15 protein-coding genes are annotated in these 22,200 nt (G+C 55.6%); 10 read left to right on the top strand and 5 right to left on the bottom strand.

The window, feature by feature from the left end:
* Positions 1-23 precede the first annotated feature (23 nt).
* On the top strand, positions 24-500 hold the full coding sequence (locus ACVMDN_RS03305; RefSeq protein WP_456835691.1) for an Lrp/AsnC family transcriptional regulator: 477 nt from the start codon (positions 24-26) through the stop codon (positions 498-500).
* A 282-nt stretch (positions 501-782) separates the two neighbouring features.
* Here ACVMDN_RS03305 and ACVMDN_RS03300 read toward each other — a convergent pair whose 3' ends face one another.
* The 3 genes from ACVMDN_RS03300 to ACVMDN_RS03290 form a co-directional block, all read right to left on the bottom strand.
* Positions 783-1,052: a hypothetical protein gene (locus tag ACVMDN_RS03300; protein ID WP_456843601.1), complete on the bottom strand. Its 270-nt coding sequence runs from the start codon at positions 1,050-1,052 to the stop codon at positions 783-785.
* Positions 1,053-2,152: 1,100 nt separating this feature from the next.
* A complete protein-coding gene (locus ACVMDN_RS03295; protein ID WP_456835693.1) occupies positions 2,153-3,553 on the bottom strand; it encodes an aminotransferase in 1,401 nt (466 codons plus the stop codon).
* A gap of 9 nt (positions 3,554-3,562) precedes the next feature.
* Positions 3,563-5,077 (bottom strand): NAD-dependent succinate-semialdehyde dehydrogenase, encoded by a 1,515-nt coding sequence (locus ACVMDN_RS03290; protein ID WP_456835694.1) that lies wholly within the window; start codon positions 5,075-5,077, stop codon positions 3,563-3,565.
* A 155-nt stretch (positions 5,078-5,232) separates the two neighbouring features.
* Between ACVMDN_RS03290 and ACVMDN_RS03285 the strand changes: the two genes are divergently transcribed.
* From ACVMDN_RS03285 to ACVMDN_RS03275, 3 genes are all read left to right on the top strand, one after another.
* A complete protein-coding gene (locus ACVMDN_RS03285; RefSeq protein WP_456835695.1) occupies positions 5,233-5,709 on the top strand; it encodes an Lrp/AsnC family transcriptional regulator in 477 nt (158 codons plus the stop codon).
* Between the two features lie 233 nt (positions 5,710-5,942).
* The gene (locus tag ACVMDN_RS03280) at positions 5,943-6,281 is read left to right on the top strand and encodes a hypothetical protein (RefSeq protein WP_456835696.1); all 339 of its coding nucleotides are present in this window, start codon (positions 5,943-5,945) and stop codon (positions 6,279-6,281) included.
* A 2,081-nt stretch (positions 6,282-8,362) separates the two neighbouring features.
* Entirely contained in the window at positions 8,363-9,238 is an 876-nt protein-coding gene (locus ACVMDN_RS03275) for a CmcJ/NvfI family oxidoreductase (RefSeq protein ID WP_456835698.1), read from the top strand.
* A 1,142-nt stretch (positions 9,239-10,380) separates the two neighbouring features.
* Here ACVMDN_RS03275 and ACVMDN_RS03270 read toward each other — a convergent pair.
* The gene (locus ACVMDN_RS03270; RefSeq protein ID WP_456835699.1) at positions 10,381-11,616 is read right to left on the bottom strand and encodes an acyl-CoA dehydrogenase family protein; all 1,236 of its coding nucleotides are present in this window, start codon (positions 11,614-11,616) and stop codon (positions 10,381-10,383) included.
* A gap of 127 nt (positions 11,617-11,743) precedes the next feature.
* Here ACVMDN_RS03270 and ACVMDN_RS03265 point away from each other — a divergent pair, with 127 nt between their 5' ends.
* Positions 11,744-12,112 (top strand): hypothetical protein, encoded by a 369-nt coding sequence (locus ACVMDN_RS03265; protein ID WP_456835700.1) that lies wholly within the window; start codon positions 11,744-11,746, stop codon positions 12,110-12,112.
* A gap of 545 nt (positions 12,113-12,657) precedes the next feature.
* On the opposite strand, the gene ACVMDN_RS03260 is transcribed toward ACVMDN_RS03265, so the two are convergent.
* Positions 12,658-13,545, bottom strand: a complete 888-nt coding sequence (locus ACVMDN_RS03260) for a TauD/TfdA dioxygenase family protein (protein WP_456835701.1) — start codon at positions 13,543-13,545, stop codon at positions 12,658-12,660.
* A 2,016-nt stretch (positions 13,546-15,561) separates the two neighbouring features.
* On the opposite strand from ACVMDN_RS03260, the gene ACVMDN_RS03255 reads away from it, so the two are divergent.
* The 5 genes from ACVMDN_RS03255 (at position 15,562) to ACVMDN_RS03235 (ending at position 22,164) form a co-directional block, all read left to right on the top strand.
* Positions 15,562-17,367, top strand: coding sequence for a tetratricopeptide repeat protein (locus tag ACVMDN_RS03255; RefSeq protein WP_456835702.1), 1,806 nt, complete (start codon positions 15,562-15,564; stop codon positions 17,365-17,367).
* Between the two features lie 111 nt (positions 17,368-17,478).
* Complete coding sequence (locus ACVMDN_RS03250) at positions 17,479-17,769, top strand: hypothetical protein (RefSeq protein ID WP_456835928.1); 291 nt, start codon at positions 17,479-17,481, stop codon at positions 17,767-17,769.
* Positions 17,733-18,941, top strand: coding sequence for a cyclophane-forming radical SAM/SPASM peptide maturase GrrM/OscB (gene grrM / locus ACVMDN_RS03245; RefSeq protein ID WP_456835912.1), 1,209 nt, complete (start codon positions 17,733-17,735; stop codon positions 18,939-18,941). Before ACVMDN_RS03250 ends, grrM begins: the two co-directional genes overlap by 37 nt.
* A 243-nt stretch (positions 18,942-19,184) precedes the next feature.
* On the top strand, positions 19,185-20,516 hold the full coding sequence (locus ACVMDN_RS03240) for a hypothetical protein (RefSeq protein ID WP_456835703.1): 1,332 nt from the start codon (positions 19,185-19,187) through the stop codon (positions 20,514-20,516).
* 481 nt (positions 20,517-20,997) lie between these two features.
* The gene (locus ACVMDN_RS03235) at positions 20,998-22,164 is read left to right on the top strand and encodes a hypothetical protein (RefSeq protein ID WP_456835704.1); all 1,167 of its coding nucleotides are present in this window, start codon (positions 20,998-21,000) and stop codon (positions 22,162-22,164) included.
* The last annotated feature ends 36 nt before the right edge of the window (positions 22,165-22,200 follow it).

The following is a 22,200-nucleotide window of genomic DNA, read 5'->3' as shown; positions in this document are numbered from 1 at the left end:
TCGTCTCAAGGTTGGAGCCGATTATGCATTACGATCGAATAGACGCTCGCATCTTAGAGGTAATGCAAAAGAACAACCGTCTAACCTCCGAGATGATCGCTGAACTGGCGGGGCTCTCCGCTACCGCGTGCCAACGACGACTGAAGAGGCTCCGCTCGGAAGGAATTATCGAGGCCGATGTCTCAATCGTATCGCCCAAGGCGGTGGGAAATCCTATTCAAATGCTCGTTCTGGTAACCTTGGAGCGAGAGCGTTCAGATATAATCGACAGATTCAAGAAGGCTGTCAAATCGTCGCCTGAAGTCGTCAATGGCTTTTACGTCACGGGCGACGCCGACTTCGTACTCTACATCACTGCGCGCACCATGGAAGATTATGAGCAGTTCACCCGCCGCTTCTTCTATCAGAGTGCCGACATTAAGGCAGTCAAGACGATGGTGATAATTGACCGCGTGAAGGTAGGCTTTGCCATTCCCATTGAGGTCCCTTCGGAGGAGTGATGCGTTCTGAGCCGGCGGCACGTCACCTCCGCAGCATCGAGTCGGAACCACGTTATTCGTTCACATCAAACGGGAACGGTTCAAGGTTGTTACATATCGCCATCGCCGCCCTACGGTGAGGAAATGTATTTGCGCTTTCTCGCTAGTGCGACGCGTGGCGGCTAGGTGTCCGACTGACCGAGCGATCTTTGTCCGTGAATTCGTTTGGTGATCAGCGCATCGTAGCTTGCCAACGCCTGCTCGATCGGGATGTGCAACTCCCATCCAAGTTCCCCACGAAGGTCATGCGGAAAGCAGAACGCTACGCCATAGCCAATCTGCCAATCTCGAACGCGGCCCCATGACAGACAGCCATACGTAGCCTAACGACACATCGGTGACGAATACGCGGCGCGCATCTTGGGCATGCATTCGCGACCACGCCAGATCCCGAATGCGGTGCACGGTGGCCGTGATCACCAAGGATTCCTCGTCACCCGTTCGCGCGAGCGTGACGCCGGAGTCTATGCCGCCTCGCACGTTGAGCCAGGGCGTGTACACGATACGGCCCACCGCAACATCAACCCATCGATGGAGAGGCACTGAAGAAAGGAAGGTGCATCGCGCTCCTGCACGAGCAGTTGTGCGACGGACGTCTCTTACAGTGTGACGCCATGACGAGCCGCGTCCTGTTCCGCTCCACTCGCTTTGAACCGGTCGTCCCGGGCAAATGTGGCGTGGGCGTTCGAGAGCGCCTCAGTAGCGCCGGACCATTGCGTCCGCTCTCACCGGCGGCCTCGCCAAACTTCGCGCTAGCGGCTGCCAGCCGATCGTGCAGTGGCGAGACGCGCACGTTACGAGCCAAGGCGGGTGATTTGTGAGCCCAACACAGCGCCTAAAGGAACCCAACTGCCTCCACTGTTCGATCGCGCAAATATCGGCGATTGCGCTGAAATGGCACGGCACGCCATACGTCCACTTCCCAGTAGTCACTAGCGAGCATACCTGTCGACATTCCACTCGCCACCAACTTTGCCGGCCCCGCCAGAAGACTCAATGCCGCACGAAGTGACGCCGGAAACCACATGGAGGCCTGCGATGCACAGGCCCAGGAATCGATTGTCGGGCGTGACGCTCTCCGGACCATTGACGCTCAGCTGCAGTCCTGCATTTTCTATCGCAGGTATGCGGCGCATGGTATTAGCTAGGTGGACTCGATATGTTCGAAGTTGTCAGGCAGCGAATCGAAACTAAACTGTCGCGGTACCCTGTTCATCCCCAAAGGCTTACCCTCTGTCTCGAAGAAACCAACCAGCAATTTGCACGCGTCTTCTTTTGCATAGAAGCACCCATCAAGATCGCGCACCGTGCAGTATCCGGTGACAAACCTGCAATAGGCTCCAGAGGCTCACCTGCCTTGCCTCCGTCAGCTTGCCAACCTGGCATGACCATCTCATAGCGGACATCCACAGCAAGATCAGAGATCACGCAGGCGCAATATTTGCGGGTATCGTCCCTCACCTGGAACGCAGGACAACTCTCAAGATCAGCAGCGTCAGTGTAGATACAAGGACATTTTCTTTCCAAACGGTCGAGCTGAAATACATCGGCAAGAGCACCGGCTTAACACCGCCCGACTTCGACGTCTTCATCGCGCCACACTCGCACCCATCTCAAGCGATTGCCGGTTGTCTAGCAAGCTCATCCATGACCTGCTTGGTCGCCCGATACGCCAAATCCACGATCTCATCTATCTCACCTTCGGATACAACGAGAGGCGGAGCAAAACCAAGAATATCTCCATGCGGCATTGCACGCACAATAAGCCCGCGCTCACGAGCAGCATTCGAGATACGAGCGCCGACTTTCAGACGCGGATCAAATCGGCGTTTTGTCTGACGATCGGCAACGAACTCAACGGCGCCGAGTAAGCCGATGCCTCTAACCTCGCCGACGATCTCCAGCTGCGTAAACCGCTCCTTTAGTCGCCTATTGAAGTGCGAGCCGACGATTCTCGCCCGATCGCTTAGTCGCTCCTTTTCGACGATATCAAGAACCGCATTAGCAGCTGCAGCCGCGATCGGATGGCCGGAATAGGTATATCCATGGGAGAAGGGCCCCACTCGTTCCGCCGCGCCTTCCATAACCGAGTAAACCTTCTCTCCGACAATCGCTCCGGAGAGCGGCATATAGCCAGATGTCAGACCTTTGGCGACTGTCACAAGGTCTGGTTCGATCCCGTACAATGTGCTGCCGAAGTCCGCGCCCGTTCGGCCGAACCCGCAAATCACCTCGTCGGCGATCAGAAGAACGTCGTAGCGCCGGAGCACGGCCTGAATCTCCCGCCAGTACCCGGTAGGAGGTGGTATAATCCCCCCGGTACCTAATACCGGCTCTGCAATGAAGGCACCAATCGTTTCCGGTCCCTCTCGAATGATCAGCTGCTCAAGCTCGGCTGCACGCCGACGAGAAAAGGATTCTTCAGTCTCGCCCGGCTCCGCACCCCAATAGTGGTGCGGCACACCCGTGTGCAAGATTCCTGGAAGTGGAAGGTCCATATGATCATGGTAAAACGACATACCGGTCATCGAACCGGAGACCACTGAACAGCCGTGGTAGCCGCGATCGCGCGAAATGATCTTCTTCTTCTTAGGCTGGCCACGTAGATTGTTATAATACCAAACGAGCTTCGCTTGCGTCTCGTTGGCGTCTGATCCCGACAGCCCAAAAAATACCTTGCTGGGCTTACCGGGCGCCATACGGACGAGACGGTCCGACAGGATCGCCAGCTCTTCAGTCGTGTGGGCGGCGTATGTGTGGTAGTATGCCAATCGATAAGCCTGTCGCGCGATAGCTTCAGCTACTTCGGTCCGGCCGTATCCAATATTGACACAGTAGAGGCCAGCAAAGCCGTCGATGTAACTATGCCCCTGCGCATCCTCGATTCGGATACCCTTACCGCCAGCGACGATCGCGGGATCGCCGAGCTTGCCGCTGGCGAATTCCTTAAGCTGGGTGAAAGGATGCAGAACACTCGCGCGATCAAGCCTAGCGATGGTACTAATATCAGTCATGGCAATCTCCTAAGCAGCTAAATCGCCGAAACAAACATATTTCATTTCCATGTATTCCTCGATGCCGTGCCGGGAACCTTCGCGACCGATGCCCGATTGCTTCCATCCTCCAAATGGAATGGCTGGTCCGGTGAAGGAAGCCGTATTGACACCAACCATGCCGCACTCGATCTTCTCAGAAAGCCGAAGCGCTCGACGCAGGCTATCCGTATAGACGTACGCCGCTAGTCCCATTTCGCTGGCGTTGGCACGCGCGAGGACTTCGTCTTCTGAATCGAATGGAAGCACTGCGGCCACCGGGCCAAATGTCTCCTCACCGGCAATGAGCATATCGTCCGTGACGTCACTTAGCAGCGTTGGCGGAACAAAGTTACGCCCTAGGCTCCGGTCTTGCTTTGCGGCAGTCACCCGTGCTCCGCGTTCCGCGGCATCATCGATTTGGGCCCTGCATTTGTTGGCGACGGACAACTTCGTCATTGGTCCTATATTGGTCGCAGGTTCTAGACCATGACCGACCTTGAGCTGAGCCATTTCCGCAGCGAACGCCTCAACGAAAGACGCATAGATTCCTCTCTGTACGTAGATGCGATTAGCAGCGAGGCAGTCTTGACCCGACGTAGCAAATTTTGCGTTCATTGCTCCTTTGACAGCTTTATCAAGATCGACGTCATCAAAGATGAGGAAAGGGGCGTGGCCTCCTAGCTCCATCGACACCTTCTTCACTGTATGCGCCGCCCCTTCAAGAAGCAGACGGCCCACTTGGGTCGAGCCGGTGAACGAAAGAGCCCGCACTCTCGTATCGCGCAAGAGCGGCGTCGAGAGTTCGAGCGGATCACCGACCAGCACTTGAAACACGCCGCGGGGCAGCCCCGCTTCTTTGGCTAAGCGGGCGACGGCCAGAGCAGATAGCGGGGTCTCGGGAGCCGGCTTCACAATGATCGGACAACCGGCTGCTAGAGCCGCCCCGGCCTTTCGTGTCATCATCGCGACAGGAAAATTCCACGGAGTGATCGCCGCCGTGACACCGACCGGCTGCATTCGGACGTGAAGCAAACTGCCAGGCTTGTGGCTCGGGATCGTCTCTCCGTATGCACGCTCGCCCTCTGCAGCGAACCAATCAAGAAATCCAGCGCCGTACGCAACTTCGTAACGAGACTCAGCAAGTGGTTTGCCCTGCTCGCTCGTCATCAAGACGGCAAGCTCCTCCGAATGGTCGAGCATCAACGACGCCCAGGATCTAAGCATCGCGCCACGCTTTTGCGGTAATAACTCCCGCCAATCGTGAAACGATCGTTCAGCTGCAGAGATTGCCAGATTCATCTCCGCGGCACCGCAATGGGCAACGTCCCCGATCTCTTCTCCAGTAGCCGGGTCGAGTACAACGTCTCTTTTTTCGCCCCCAATCCAGCAACCATCGACAAGCGCGGCTCCTGCAATGAAATCGCGACGGGTCAGATTTTGCAGGTGCCTTCTTGCAAGACCAGCTAAATGCGGAGCGTTGTGCCCAATAGTCTGAATGGTCATTTAGACGTCCCACACAGTCATCTGTTGAAATTGCCTCGGCAATCAGGATACTGAGGTCCACAAAGCATTTGCGTCGCATTTTCCCGCGTTCAGAGGATTTCCTGCAACACAAAGGGCACTTGCGAGGGAACACAGCTCAAACGCGGGAGCCGATTATGCAATACGACCGAATAGATGCTCGCATTCTCGAGATCGTCCAAAAGAACAATCGTCTAACTTCTGAGGTCATCGGTGAATTTGCGGGGCTTTCTGCCACGGCGTGTCAACGGCGACTGAAGAGACTGCGTTCGGAAGGGATCATCGAGGCAGATGTTTCGATCGTTTCGCCGAAGGCGGTAGGGAGACCTATACAAATGCTTGTGCTGGTGAGCCTCGAGCGTGAGCGTTCCGCTATTATTGATAAGTTCAAAAAGGCCATTAAATCGTCGCCTGAAGTCGTCAATGGATTCTACGTCACCGGTGACGCTGATTTCGTCCTATACGTTACCGCGCGTACCATGGAAGATTACGAGCAATTCACCCGGCGATTCTTCTATGAGAACTCCGACATTAAGGCGGTCAAGACGATGGTCATAATGGACCGCGTAAAGGCGGGCTTTGCCGTTCCGATTGAGCTTCCTCCCAGCGAATGATGCGGTGAATCTACCGTGCCGGCGGCTCCCAACTGACGTTCTCCCGGCAACAATAATCCACTCCGTGTAAGCGCTGATTTTCTTAGCTAACTCGGATAGAACTCACAAAAAAGCGGCCCGGCCGCTCTTCTATTGTGTGCTGCTGCGCGACAGAGCTATGGAGGGCCATTTTCGGGAAGGCGTTCGAAGGAAGATTGAGCCGTTAAGATCATGTTTCTTAAGTTGCGTGCCGCATGCACTTCGACGACCAAATCTGGCAAGATGTTATTGATGGATCCCGACAGCCACGCTTGAGAGGCAAGGCCGGAGCCAAGATGACGAGTCCGTTTGAACCCCTGCCGTTCGGCTTCGACGACATTACCGCGCGACGGCTTGGCCGAGCTTTCACCGGCATTTGGGCTGTGCGTCTGGCGGACGACTGCATCCTGATTCAGGGCATCGACGAAGCCAATGCGATTATACAGATAATATCATTAGCCGAAAAATGGTGGCTGACTGGATCCGGCACGCACGCACTTCCTCGCCTGCATGCAGTGGCGCATCAAGGAGACAGCCGATGCAGCAAATCATGATGGCCAGCTGCTTTCTTCGAATCGTACGACGAAGCCCCTCTCGACAACTTTATCGTTCTGCTGCCGAGCCACAATCCCGCTTGTCCTAGTTGGCTGAGCATGCGTGGCGATCAAGCCGGCTCCACAATGTCGCTCGGGCTCTTGGCAATACTCCGGGGAGCACCACCTTAGAATGCTTCGAGACATTAACCGGGAGAGCTAGACCAAATCCCGGCGATTTGAATTTGAGAAGATCCTTGCGGCGCGTCTCAGCGACGGCGCAGCACAGCCCCGCTTACGTGGCCAATTTCTCTCGGAGGATTTGTGGACCAGATCCGGTCGTTTGGCGGCGGAATGCCGCGGCGGCGGTTCAGGATCTCGGTCCGCCTTCGTTTAATGGCTGGCGCGAAGGGCCGAGCCACTAATGGCGGGACGTTCGACGACAAGCGCTTTCAGCACATCCCAGAGCAGGCATCACGGCAACGACCAAGGATATCTGAGGCTACGGCTCCTTCAAATCGGCGCTAGTGTTGGCACGTTAGTCAACAAAGTTGATAGCCTGAGGATAAGCGGAGATATTTGCGTAGCGGTGCGTGATTTCTTCGTCCACCTTTATGTCCTTTATAGCCACAATGCTCGCCCACGCGCCGGACTCTTCATCGGCCCACACTATTCGCGCATTTGGGTGTCGACGAGTGGTTCACCATCGAGATCAAACCGAAAAGGACGTACCCTACCGGAGGGGCTCCCTTGGGATGTCGATCGTTCCTCACGAAGTAATACTCGAAAACTCCTGTACGATCTAACAACTCGGCTGCAACATCATCGAATCCCCACGTGGGAGCGCGGTCAATGACATCCCCGAGCTTGAATGGAATGTTTGCAAATACGCCGCGACCTTTTCGTGGCACAGTTTTGACATACAAAGCGTTGCTGCGATCAAAGACCCTGTCGACCATCGTGTGTACCTTCTTGGTGCTGAGTATTGAGGCCGGCGCCTGTCGCGGTCACCGATACCGCCGGAGCGATCATTGCGAACGCTGCTGTTGCAAGTGCCTTACCGAAGACTGCCGGAGCGGCAGCTGATGAAGCTGCTTAGCTATGATCTGCGATTGGCCGTCGCCTGTCGATCTCATCGGCATCGGCAAGGTTATGGCGCCGATGGGCAAAGTCGATTCCGAGAATCGAATATGAGGCAAAGGCACAGCGAATATCGCGCTTATAGCGCCAGTCTCTCCATATCGATCCTCTCGTCGCGGTCGCCAACATCGACTGGGTCCCGAAAACTAAATTCCTGCTAACACTGCCATCCACGAAATGGTCGGAGCCCTCACCGCTTGTGTGTGGCGCTCGCCCTGGTGACCTGGCCCTGACGGATGAACCGCCACGAAAGATTCGACCAAAAACTCGACGTCGCATCACACGACTGTGCCTTCCACCACTACAAGACATTTCCTCCTCGGCTGAGGCGGATACGTCGACGGGACCGGATCGGCAGCACGTGTTCTTCGAGATAAAACTCCAGTGCGGTAACAGAGGTTCTAGCCACGATCTCAACTTCCAAGACTGCACCTTCGAGAGCGAACATAGATTATCCAGAAGCTCCCGCTACCTACATAGGAGTATAGCTACCAGTTTGGGTAGTGATATTGAGCTAAGTGGCGCCCATGGCCGAGCACCGGATGCAGCCGTAGTGACCTGATCGAGCGAGGCGCCGATTGAGCACTTGTGCTGTCTCGGCCAAACGCCCAAGGGCTAGATAGCCGATCGAAATGATCGCTGGTTGTTCATGTATCAACCAGAGGTGCTGAAGCCCGGCTCGGACGAGCTCGACATGCCACCATTCTATCCGCATACCTCAGATAAGGGGCAGATAGTCGTTTGCCACATGGTTCATCGACAAACGCTGGAGGCGCTTAGAGCTGAAAATTGGCAGCCCGTTCAGCGTCCTCGCCGGAGATCGAGAGTGATTCTGCCCGTTCTCCCAGAACAGGTAGGAAGATCCCCTTCCTCTTTGCTGTATTCTCGAGTGAAACGGCTTCTCGAGTAAGACGGCGCGCCAGACTGGTTTTCTCAGCATCCTGATAGGGAGACAAGCAACTATGGGAAACGCGAAACAGGCCTCACAGACGGCAAAAGCAAACCGCGATAATTTGGAGTCCGTACAAGGCCAAATTAACTTTGCTCGACGCACATCCGACGAAAAAGCTCCCGAAGTTGCTTTGTCGAAACTGTTTCCCAACATGTTGTTTGGACACATACACAATCCGCCGGCCATGGTGAGCTACGACATCACTATTCGCAACGCGCGTCCGATCGTGAACGAATTATCCCTTGATCGGGAGGGCTTCACTCTAATTCAGCACAAGACATCCTGTGCAAATTCGCGTGACCCAGAGGTTATGCACAATAGGCATCTGGAAGAAATGATTCCGTTCATCAAGAACTACTTCAATGCATCGTGGGTCGTAGCCCGACGACAAGGGGTGATTTCTCGTTCTGCCGTCGGGAGCTCCATTCCCACAGTAAAGGAGCCGATTGTATGGGCTCATATTGATTACGCTCCCATCGTCGGCCCTGTGATTGCAGCGATTGCGAGCCAATCGCAAGGAGTTCCCATTCGATCGTATTCTCGGCTAATGATCATCCAAACTTGGCAGGCCTTGTCGCCGCCTCCGCAGGATTTCCCCTTAGCGTTCTGCGATGGCGCCTCTGTTCATGATACCGACATCGACGTGGTGGACTACACGTTTCTCGGCGACGAGCTTAAGCTTGGTATCGTCCACTTCAATCCCGCTCAGGACTGGTACTACTTCCCGGAAATGTCCGCGGACGAGCTAATCCTGTTTAAGAGCTATGATTCCGAGGCGCGTTGCAATCCGATGACGGCTCACTCGGCGTTCGACAATCGTCGCGCGCATCCTAGTGCAAAGCCTCGCGAGAGTCTCGAGGCTCGTTTCTTCGTGTACTACGCCTGAGCGGCCGAGACCGACTCATGCCGTTTCAATCGTTTGTCGCGGCGGCTTCCCGAGGCGGCCCAATTGGGACCGTTCCCTAATTTTTTCTTGCGAGACGCCGAAAGGCGAATCCGCTGTGCTGAGCGCGCTGTTCGCGATCGAGGATTTCCGATTGTTGGCGACGAGCTGGGGATCACCTGTCGACATAACCAACGTGAAGTGTTTTGACCGCATCTCCTCGGCCGCGCGTGCTCAATCGCGGAAGAGAACGAGCTCAGGCTTACGACAACCGGGATATAGGGTGAGTTGGGGTTATAAGACCAGCGCCCAGGGCACGCTTGCGCTTTGCAGCAATCAATCCATCGAATGAGAGCTTTGCATACCTCAGGCGGCAGGTAGGATCGGCAGGGCAAAAGATCCCAGAGCGGCACCGCAGCATTACTTTGCCGGGCAACCTACCAGCGGCATCGTCCGCGTGGCGGGCCCATCCAGCTGAGCTCGACGCAGCGGACAAGGCCAGCTTGCTCGTTGATGGTATAGCCAAGGAGCGCTGGAATTCGACGTAACGCCCGATTTTCTCGCCGCGTAATGCGGCGGACGTGGTCATGCAGCATCTCCTGGAAAGTGAACACGACCTCAGCGAGCCGCGATGCCGCGACCGTTGCGCGCCGGCCGGCTGGCGGCAGTTGATAATGCGGACGTCCCGCTGCACCCGCCCAAGATCGGAACGAGGAAGCTATACCGGCTCGAGCAGGTCGCGCTGACCGTTGAAATCGCATAAGGCACAGAGCCGCCCGGCGCCGCCACCGGAAGCTGGCCGTACGTAAGCGAACGACAGTGGTCTGCACTGTAATCTCTTGTGAAGGCACTTCATATGAGGCAACCGGCAGGTAAGTAGACTTAGCCTGATCAAGTACCATTCTGATCGCATATGGCGAGAGGCAGGATCTCGGCAGAGGGATAACTGTGAGATTGCGGCCAGCAAGGCTGCCGAAGCCGCAGTAAGAGCGGCGCGTCCGACAGCGGTAGAACTGCGCGATGCCGGCCCTCGATCGGCCTCGTGGCTGAAAACTGCCTGTCCTTCCTAAACCGTCAGCCAAGGAGCTCCCTAAGTTAATCTCGCGAACGACACCGGTTCTCGTTCTCTTCAATATGGGAGCCGTTTAGCTAACCAGAGAGTCTGCATACTTCCGACGTTCAAGCCGGGCAATGGCGCGGCAGTGCACTTCATCGGGGCCATCGGCCAAACGCATGGTACGCATCGACGCATAGTCGCGCGCAAGACCCGCGTCGTCGGAGACGCCGGCGCCGCCAAAGGCCTGGATCGCCTGGTCGATGACCTTAAGCGCTGCACGGGGCGCCGCCACCTTAATCATGGCGATCTCGAGCTGAGCGGCTTTGTTGCCGACCTTGTCCATCATGTCGGCAGCTTTCAAGCACAAAAGCCGGCACATTTCGATGTCGATGCGCGCCTCCGCGATGCGCTGCTCCCATACCGAGTGCTCGACGATTTTCTTGCCGAAAACGACGCGCGTCTCGAGCCGCTTGACCATCTTCTCCAACGCCTCTTCAGACTTGCCGATGGTGCGCATGCAGTGATGAATGCGGCCCGGTCCCAGCCGGCTTTGCGCGATCTCAAAACCCCTACCCTCGCCCAGAAGCAGATTGCTCGCCGGCACGCGGACGTTCTCAAAGAGCACCTGACCGTGACCGTAAGGCGCATCGTCATAGCCAAATACGGGCAGCATTTTCTCGATTGTAATGCCGGGTGTATCTAGGGGTACCAAGATCTGCGACTGCTGTTGATGACGCGACGCTTTGAAATCGGTCTTGCCCATCACAATTGCAATCTTACAGCGGGGATCGCCCGCGCCCGACGACCACCATTTGCGGCCATTGATGATGTAACGATCGCCGTCGCGCTCGATCCGGGTCTCGATGTTCGTGGCATCCGATGAAGCAACGGCCGGCTCCGTCATCAGGAAGGCGGAGTGAATCTCGCCGTTCATGAGGGGCTTGAGCCACTGCCGCTTCTGCTCCTTGGTACCGTAGCGGATCAAGATTTCCATATTGCCGGTATCGGGTGCGGAACAGTTGAAAACTTCTGAAGCCCAGCCGATGTGGCCCATCGCTTCCGCAAGCGGCGCATATTCCAAATTGCTTAATCCTGCGCCGCGGAATTCATCATCCTCATGTGAGGAGGGCGGAAGAAACATATTCCACAGACCCTCGGCGTACGCCTTCTTCTTCAAGTCCTCGACCACCGGGATCACTTTCCAGCGGCCGCCCGCGGCATCCTGCTGCCTGTAGACGGGCACGGCAGGCCGGACATGCTTGGTCATGAATGACTGTACTCGGTCAAGCCATTCCATCTGCTTCGCTGACATCGTGAAATCCATGGGACGCTCCTATTTTAGATGTACCTGCACGGTTCTCCCGCCCGCGTCGCACCAACCCGCTGACGCTCTTCGAGAAGATGAACGCGTAACGGGCAATGGCTTTTCACCGCCGAATGTGCGCATTGACATGCTGCTCAAGCGTCTGATCGGCAACTCCCAAGCTTGGTGGGTTGTCCTAGCGGCTTTATGTCAATTCAACTTTGGCGATGTGATGCGGCATGACGTCCTGGTGGAGAGCAAACTCGACCTCGACGTGATGAATTATCAATTTGGCTCCAAGGGCAACACGATTGCGGTATCATTCATGACTCGCGGGCCGGGGGATTGCGCATCATCGCCCATTCGTCTCGCGAGCAACTTTGGGACGGCGCCGCCGGAATGTCTCCAGCCTGCGCCGAGCAGCAGCGGAACGACGCCAGGCACAGAACGGCGACTTTGCGATCGAGACCAACATGCGTTCGCGCCGGCCAGACAGTCGAGCATTGGAGCCGTCTGATGCTTCATCGAGCGCGCCAATCCTTTCATCTCAGGCTGCCGAGCCCGTCGTGGATTGTCGCGCCCTGTCCGTTGGTGGCGCGCCAAGACCGTAGAATTATCAGCGCGTTTCCGATCAGACCGCTGAAGCGTCTGAACCAGCATCGCCACGTCTTCATGGACGTCGATACGGCCAATTGAGTTGGTAATTCACCTCCTCGAGACCATCCAGTGAACGCGAACGCCGGGGTCATCGATTCGTACTTTGCGCGATGTAGCCATTGCACGATTTCGTGGAAGTTTCTTGTAGCTAAAGAAGCCACGAAGCGGTCCAATCACCGACTCGCATCGTGCGGGCTCTCACGCACGAATTGGCGCCGTCTGCTGCGCTTTCTCAGCAATTCGTATGGACAAGAGAAGAAGCAGACTGTGGGCACACCGTCCTGGCGGGAATTGCAACAGACCCGAAGACGCGGCTCCCGCTCGACATTGGACGACCCCGCACGCGCCAACCATCACTTAGACTTGAACCGCCTGCACTTTTTCAAACTCGACAAGCAGACCCGATCAGGCAGCCTCAGCCGTCCTTGGCCTTTTGCGCGACACGTCGCCGTCAATCGCAAGCCGGCCCGTCACCCGATGAGAACCGCCGGCTTTATTGATGCCATAGAGCTCAGTCGCGCGATTGTCCCAGATTGCGACGTCGCCTGATTTCCAGTTCCAGCACAAGGTATTTTCCGGTGCTGTGAGATAGGATTGAAACAGCTCGAACAGCTTTTGGCTGGGATACCTCTGGAGGCCTATAAAGTTCTGCACGGAACGACCGAGCGCGAGCATGCGCTCGCCGGTCTCGGGGTGAACGCGAACGACTGGATGCGTCGTTTCGTGGATGGTTCCGGTGAATACATCATCGAAGCGGTTCTTGTCATTTTCTATGGCGCTCTCTGTCACAGTGTTATCGAATGCGGCGCAGCGCACGGCCCAAAGGTTTTCAGCAAGCATCCGCAGCGATTCTGGGAGGTCAAGATATGCAGCCGCCGTGCTCGACCAGGCGATGTCACCGCCGTAAGGCGGGATTGCCGCGCCGCGGAGCACCGAGATCTTTGGGCGGACGGCACCGAAGCCATCGTCCATGTTCATCTGATCGACGCGACGGCAGACGCGATCTAACGTTCCCCGGATCCTCAAGCTCCCCTTTGTCTCAATCACTGTGGGGTGTAGTATCAGCGAGCCGAGTCGCATCGCAAACCGCTGCTGCTGGGCATCATCGAGATGTCCCTGATCACGGAAGAAGATGACCTTATGCTCGAGCAGCAGCCGGTTAATGGCTGCGATGACCTCATCGGACAAATCGTCCGAAAGTGTGATATTCTTGATTTCGGCACCAAGCCGGACCGCCTGCCTGACGATGTCTGCTCTCGGAATGACGTTATCAACGGTCATCGTATTACTCATGACGGCGCCTCTCTCTCTATGGATGCCTAAAAGCTCCGCGATTCATGATGATCAGATTGGCGACGGACGCAACGAGGCCATGATGGGGCTCCCCATTTGCCCGCGACGTGATTCACGCCGTGCAATGATGCAAGCCGTAAATTCGGACACGAACCACGATCATCTTGTGATCTGACTCCCTCTCAATGCGGACATATCCTGTGCGGCTCCGGCCCGAGTAGGGGCACTCACGGACACGCCGCCAGATCGATTTGCAGCATGATCAGCCGCGCCCCTGACATCGCAAATCATAGAGGCAATCCATGTCCAGTCCATGAAACGAAGCCAGCTTTCTTTCCGATCTCGAGCAACGTTCGTTTTGTCGCCGGGCCAAGCCTTAGGAAAATCCTTGAAACGATGATTGGCGCACGCCGCTCAAGCGATCCACATGGCCTCAGCCGCACGATAATGACGAACGGAACCAGTTGGCGGTCCGTGCTGACTAACCGATAAGACAGGCCACTTTTCCACTTTTCATATCTATCTAGAGATGTTCAATAAATATAATACTACTCTTGCGGGTACGCAAGCGTTTGTTCGCCGCTTCGAGTTGCTCAATGCGCACGCGCTTCATCAGCTTGTCACATCGGGCCTAATCTTCTCACTTCATTGATCGAGAGAGCGACGCGAAATCTAAACGCTGCAACTCCCGCTTCAGTTTAACAACTGACTCATTCCATCTATTTGCGAGATCCGCCCCATGACCGAGCGGGGCGATCTGGGGCAGTGACTTGCGACTTGCGGTGAGCTCTACCCCCAAGGGGGCGGTAGATTTTGCTTACGAGGCGCAGCGTGTTTCCTACCGGATTACGGCTGAGAACAAAGATAGTGCGCGGACCACGCCGGAATACCATGCTCCAACAAAGAGGAAGTAGAGCGTCAAACAGGCTCGATCGCGGCGTCCATTCAGATCATGCGATGCGCACGCAAGTGGCACCATCTGACGAGAGTCGCACTGCCCGACACGGAGCCATTTGAGCTGCGCGGAGACGCTCGTGGCACTGCCAAGATACGCCGTGCGCTCAAAGTCATCGCGGTGCCCCCATGCGGCGCGAACGTCCGGCCGAGCCCTTCTGCCGTATCGGCGGCGCAGAGAAAGCGAACAATGTGGCGGCCGGTCAGGATCTTAAGACTGCGAGCCGCAAATTCCGCTGCGCTCTTTTTTAGTCCCCCAAATCGTTATTGGAGCGAATGTGGCGAGCCGATCATCGAGCGGGACGAGGAGCCCTCACCGGCCGAACCCATGCCGGCGTCAGAACCTCCGCTAGAGACCGAAACAACTGTGGACGGTTGGCGTCTGCAGGACCTGATCGCCTCGTCCAGACAGTCCGCGAACGCTTCATCGCGACGCGCGACTCGGACGGGCGACGGGGAATACGCACGCCTTACGCAGCCGGCCCGGAGCCGGATAAAGCGATTTACGATTTGCTCTTGGAGCTCCATCGAGATGACGTCCCAGAATGTCACTGGCAAGACCGCGCCTACGAGGTCGCGGAGGAATTCAATGACGGCACGCTGACTGAGTTCGCCGTCTATCCTGCCGATCTGGCGGCGATAGAAAGGTTAGTCGGCGAGCTCGGCCCAGGTCGTGTTCACGCTCTCACGGAAGCTGGATTGCGACGCCGGGATTTGCGGCCTTCGGTCATCTTCGTGCGCTCAAGGGCGCACTGGACTTTGTCATCGGCGGCTTCGGTCTCCTTGACTCGGGCGCAACCGAGGACCAGGCTCGAAGTATTGCATTCGACCGGACCCAATGACTGACCCGCAACAAGTAGGGCGATCGTCTGTTAACCGGCCGCAGCAGGCCGGACCACCTGAAAAACAGGGGGCGGAACGCCGGGCCACCTCGCGGCTGCAGATGAGTGCCCTCCGCGAATCAAGGAGGGCCGGGCTTTCCGGCTCAACAAACGCTATTCTTCAGTGCTCAATCCGTGCTAACGTGTATGCCGGCCAGGACGCCCCGGTCCGGAGCAAGAGTTGCGCAGGCACTCGAAGTTTGCAGCAGCAGCGGTGATACTTGAGCCGACGGTGAGGGTCGTTTTTTCTGGATTGTTCGTTTTGGCCTCTCTCACTTGCGAGAGCCTGGCTGCTTATGATGCACAAACTATCAATCAACGCACCTATGGACCATGCAGTCAGGCTATCGCTGCAGTCGATGGACCGGTAAACATAAAGCAAAACTGTGTCCTTATCTCATTCACAGAATTCGTCGATAACTACAGAAAAACTGAAAGTGAGCTTCGACAGCGCGGAATGGCCGGTGACGTTGATGCGCTCACTCAGGCGAATGCTCTTCGACGAAAATTGGATGATCCGGACGAACTTTATGCTGCATTCGCAACCGCAGCACGGAAATATCTGGGCGAATTAGACGCCATTGAGAACGACATCGGCTTCGGAACTGTTCGCGAGGCGGCAGTCGGTAAGGCTGGTGCTCAGAAGACCATTATCGATGGGCTTGCAAGCAAGGGAAAAACGATGACGGCTTTGTCATACGTAGTTCGGCTTGGAGAATTGCTGGAAGCTCAAGGAAATTTGTCGGGGGCGGCCACTGTCTACGATGAGGCTATACGAACTCTACCGCCGAGCGGCGAAATCCTCAGGAGGAATGCAAGCGTTCTCATCGAATTGAGCAAGACTTCCAGTGCGATAGCGATGCTTGAGGCAGCACTAAAGACAGACGACAAGCAACAGAAGCTCACACCCGCAGATTTGGCCAACATTTACTCCGCGCTGGGAGAAGCCTATCAAGACATTGGAAAATTGGATACGGCCATCGATCGCTTCAGAATGGCGAAGCAATTGGCGAGGTCAGCTGTTCGAGATGGCTCGCTTGCGCAAGTTCAATATGCGTCAATTTTGAACGATTCCGCGGGACCAGCCATTCGATCCGGGAATTTCAGTGAAGCACAAGAATCCTTGTGTGCCGCTCTTGCCAGCTACAAATCCTCGAACAGCAATGAAAGAGACGCGATCACTTCGGAATTGAACCTAGCAGTCGTGTTACGAGAACTAGGGCGGTGGGGCGACGCTAAATTGGTTCTGCAACATACGATCAATCGGATCGCCCAACTCCCGTCGAACGATCCGTTTCGCGGATTTCTCCCACTATTTGCTGGAATACTCGACTATTTGTCCGGGGATGACGCTGCAGCATTCAATCACCTCCAAGAAGCCCAGGACTTCTTCGAACCCGCTTACAAGCAATCGCGCGCCTACTCTCTGCGCCTTGGCCGGATTTATGATATACGCGGAAGAATTAGATACCGGAACGGAGATCTTGCCGGTGCGGCGAGCGCGTTTGCAGAAGCAGGGCGGTTATTCGAAGGCGCTTTAGGTGATACTTCAATTGACGGATCAATTGTCAATTTTTGGAGTGCTCTCGTTGCTCTCGAAGCGCAAGACACAAAGGCTGGAGAAGCCAACTCCAAGAGCTTTGAGAATGCCGTCAGTAAACTTAACCTGAGCGACGGGCCCTGGCAAAGCTATCGGGAGTTTCTTGGTGAGGCCGCTCAGATCGCCACGTACGCAGACAAGCAAAGGCCAGCCAAGCTTGAAAACGCTCTCGACGCTCTATTTCATCTCGAGCAGTCGTCAGGAGCTTACGACATCACGACGGACGCGGCGATCATTTTCCTCCTTCGGCTCCCCCTCAAAGCGCCCGTCAAGTTGTCAACGAGCGATGTAGATCGCTTCCGAGCAGAACGAGGAGCGCGCAGGGGAACTTCTCTCGCAACTGCAAAAACGTTCGACGAAATTTGCGCAACCTACTCTCAAAAATGACCACCAAAGAGTGGAACCATAATACGTACATTTTCCTTGCAATTCAACCAGACGTGGAGTTTGATTGAAGGGAATTGATTTTTATAGTAATGAATTCGATGGAGAAGCGATATGTCTGATAAGGTTCGCAAGCTCGGACCGATCGCAGGGGCTGTAATTTTTGGTGGCGTTTTTGGTGTAATCGCATCTTCTGAGGCTCGAAACGAGCTGGCTTCAACGAACGAATTCGAGACTAAGCTCCAGATCTTATCACGAGCGCTTTCGAGCGGAGAAATCAGGCCTGTGATCGTTGACAAGCGCGGGGAGTGGACTAATGGCCCCGCCGATGATCTTAGGGTAGCTGATTGGCTCCAAACCTGGTCGAAATGGAGCAAGGACAGTGGCTCTTGGGGGAAGGTTTGAACACCTTAACCCAAGAAAAGCCTGTCGTCTCACTGCTAATTCTTCAATCTACTCCTTTCTGCAACATTGATTGTAAGTACTGCTATCTATCCGACCGATCCCTTCGTCACAGAATGAGGTTGGATGTCGTCAGTTCGGCAATCGAGCGCTTAGTGGAAGCGGATCTTATTGGCGACAGAATCGGTGTTTGCTGGCACGCCGGCGAACCACTTTCTGTGCCCATCGATTATTACCTTTCTGCGGTGGCTCTCATCAGGCGACTGCTACCGTCTTCATGCAATCCCGAGTTCGCCTTCCAAACGAACGGCACGCTAATCTCGGAGGCTTGGTGCAGGTATTTCCTCGAGACGAACGCTAAAATCGGTGTGAGTATTGATGGACCAGCCGTCCTTCACGATCGTGAACGCACAACAAGGTCAGGCGCAGGAACGCATGCGCAGACCATTCGGGGAATACGGCTGCTACGACAATTCAGCGTACCCTTCCACGTCATATGCGTGCTGACACGTGAATCTATGCGGTATGCGCGCGAGATCTTCGACTTTTTTTGCGCAGAGCGAATATCTCACGTCTGCTTCAATATCGAAGAATCCGAGGGCATTCATAAGTCTGAACTAATCAAGGCAGGTTCTGCCCCAGCGCAGTTTCGCGATTTCTTCCGAGAGTATGTTTCGCTCGTTCAAGCGTCGGGGCAACCTCATTGGGTTCGCGAGATCGACGCGCCGTTTCGCCTCCTTTTCAATAATGCACGCGAGCAATCAACAAATCAGCAAACATCCCCTTTCGCGATAGTTACGATTGATTGGCAAGGCAATCTTTCGACCTTTTCTCCCGAACTCATGGGAACAGAATCGAAGGAGCATGCAAACTTTAGATACGGCAATGTGCTATATGACTCGATTGCATCAATGCGTCGTTCACCCGCGTTTAAGCGGACCTTGCAGGAGATTAGAGACGGGGTCGAAGCCTGTCGAACCTCTTGCTCCTATTTTCCTATTTGCGGCGGAGGCGCGCCTTCAAATAAGTACTTCGAGACAAAAAGTCTTTCCTCAACGAGAACCGTATATTGCGACGCAATGATAAAGGCGACCGCGGATGTAGTCCTTGAGGCTGTTGTGGGTTCGACATCCGTCTCTGTTGCGCGTCACGAATTGGGTGGTTCTGAACCATAAAGGAATGAAGCCCACCCAAGGATCACGGTGAACTTCGCACGTTCGAGCGCCGAGAACGCCGGACGCGCTATTCGAGTATACGACGGGATTGCCAGTGCTCTCGAAGTAATTTGATGTCGGTTTTAGCCGGCACTCGCGGCCATCTCAACGCACTTTATGAATATCTACTTAACCGTTAAGTTGATGCCTGGATTATTTGGAATCTTAGGTTGTCCGTCATTCAAAACTGTCGGGAGAGCTTTTATGCGTATTTCGCTCGTAGGTTCAGTTTCGGCGGCGCTCGTAGCCTGGTCGTTCGCCTTCGTGCACGCTCACTCGATCCCGCCGGATCCAGCAGCGCCAAGCGCGCCCGCGGAGGATTATTCACCTGATGCTGTCGCGCCACAACTTCGAACGCTGATCCCTGGCGCGCCGCCACAGGTTGAGTCCGTGGTAAATCGCTTCAAAGTCTGGCGAACGGGGACGACGTTGCCGGCCTGTTTTTTGAATGGGGGCCAGGATCTGCGAGGCTTTTTCGTTTCGACCGCGCGAACCTGGCTCGATCAAGGGGGCTTAGGGATCGACTTCGGGGAGGCGCCCGCCTACCGCAATTGCCTGGGCCCAGCAGATCGGGCGCTCCGAATTGCCTTCGGCTATCAGCGGAGTGGCGGGAATTGGGATAAGGGAAATTGGTCTTACGTCGGAACCGACGCCAATACGGCCGAATCTGGTCCTACGATCAATATCGGCTACGCCGCCAATACTGATCTGAATCAGCTCGATCAGCGCGAGCTTAGGCGTTTGGTTCTTCACGAGCTGGGCCACGCGGTCGCATTGGAGCACGAACACCAGAGCCCGCTGGCGCGCTGTCAGTTCGATTGGCCCAAAGTACTCCCGTATTATCAGAGCCACTATGGCTGGGGAGAGCAGATGACAAGGTTCAACCTTGGACGGCTCGCGCCAACTCCTGGGATACAAGCTACTCAATTCGATCCCGCTTCGATCATGAACTACGCGTTCCCAGCCTGGATGTTTGTGCAATCAGGGCAAGTTTGCGAGATCAAGGAGAACTACGAGCCGTCGCAGACCGATCGAAGCACCTACGCCGCTCTCTACCCAGGCCGGCCGAGGATGATTGTGTCTGCCGAGGTACCTGCGTCCGCGCCGGCCTCCCCCGAGTCAGCTGAGGAGCAGCAAAAGGCGCAGGAGCAGCAAACGAGAGCACTGGCCTTGCGCGCCGCCCGCGCCGTGGCCGAGCTTCAGCAGTTGCTCCCCGACAAAGAACAGCGCCGGGTTGCTGCTGAACTCCTTAGCAAAATCGCCCAGCAGCAATTCCCGAATTTCACCATGGATCTACAGAACAACACCGTGAATGTAGGTAACGTCACTCAGAGAACGGATGAGGCCTGCAGCCCGGCGATCGCCGGAGTGGGCGGGAACGTCACCATCAATTCTAATTGCACGACGACGAAAAGCACAATCGGGACTCAGAACAATGTTCAAGGGACTCAGACCAACGTCCAAGGAAACCAGATCAACAATACTGGTACCTTCAACAACCAGGGCGGCATCAACTCCGGCGCACAGTCACGGTAACGGCGTGCCAGCGCGGATTGTTATCAGAAATGTCACCGTCAATGCCAACCGCCTCCAGCTCGCGCAAAGATCGCCCTCCGAGCTCGCTCAACAGGTGACGATTCAGCCCACAGCTTGATGTTACGCGGAATACGCTAGAAGACATTCTTTCGTTTCCTCGGCGATCAGCAATGGCCGCAGAGTCTCTATGCAAGTCACGAGGTCCCACACGCTTTTCACTGGCTGGAAGAATGCTCAGATTTGCGGACCGGCAGCATTCAGTACTCATACCGTCGGTGATTGAACGACAACAACAATAGGAAAGGCCAACTGCAGGGCAGATTTCGCTTGATTTGTTAGGATTGCTTATACACCCAACGCTGTGCGACATGCACCAGTTTGCGTCGTGTATTGGCCGGTGGCTGGCGCGAAGATCGTTGGTCACAATAATCTTGGTTTGAAGCGAACTGCGCGAGGATGGCTGTTCGAGTGGGCGGGCAATATGCGCAAGTTCAATTGGGTCAGTTATATTTTTGCGGCCGGGCTCGGGGGCTGTTCTCTTTATCCGATTCCTGACGACGTTAGCCCATTCCGCACCGAGCAAATCGTTCGCTACGCTCGTTGTGAGGTAAGGTCTGCGATTCTTGTTCATTTGATCCGTCGTGGAATGATCGATGACCGATCCACCGCGATGGAGATCAGATCCCAGATCGAAGCGACAAAGGCTAAGGCAAAAAAGAATGCAATCCTTTTGACTGAGAACGAAAAACAGCTTCTCAGATTGACGAAAGTTGCTATGGTTTATTCGTTTGACTTCAACATCACAGAGAACAACAAGGCGAGCGCGGGCGCGGGTTTCAAGCTTCCCGGTTTAACGAATACGCTCGAAGTTGGCGGAACTACGGCCCTCGATCTGACTCGCATTGGTTCGCGCGTATTCGGCACCGAGGACAGCTGGGACGAATTGATTACCAACTCGTCGCTTTGCGAGAATTGGCCGGGTCCGCGGCCAGCGAACGCCTTCTATCCGCTGACCGGATCGATCGGATTTGATCCCCTCACCGGATCAATTGGAGTGGGCCGGGTTGTTGAGACATTCATCGATATTGACCTGCAAGGGGGAGCTAAGGACAATTTTGTAGATACGCTGACTTTTACGACAAGCGTCGGTGGTGACACCAATGCTTCCGTCAAACTCGATCCCGTGCCGAACCAGTTCCGGCTTGTGTCAGCGACGGCCGATGTTGGCGCTTCGCGCCTAGACGTCCACAAACTGACTATTAGCCTCGCTTTTCCGCAGCCGGACGTACCGAAGGGAGGTATCGCTGGCGTTACGCGCGTCGACGGAGATCTAAATGCGCCATTTGAGCGGCCTGCTGCGTGGCGGGCGCGCTATAACCTTTGCGTTCAAGATGCCCGCACAAGGGAAAACGCATTCAAACAGCTTCGGCTCTCTGATCCTGTCGTCTATTGCATCGCCTACGCCGACGAATTTGCACCCCAATATGGCCGCGGAGCGGGGAAGCAAACTGTAGTGACAACGACATCGACGGTGCGGAGATCCGCTGCACCCGGAGGGCCAACCGACTCGGCAGGGCCCGAGACCACTGTAACCACGACAACGACGCCCCCGCGAGTTCGTCCTAACCTGCGCCCATTGATTCAATGAAGACTAAGCAAATCGAGAAAATTCAGCCATTCGAAT

Source organism: Bradyrhizobium sp. USDA 4510, from assembly GCF_054059095.1.
Note: the sequence above shows the minus strand (reverse complement) of the source record. Positions and strands in the feature narration are given on the sequence as shown.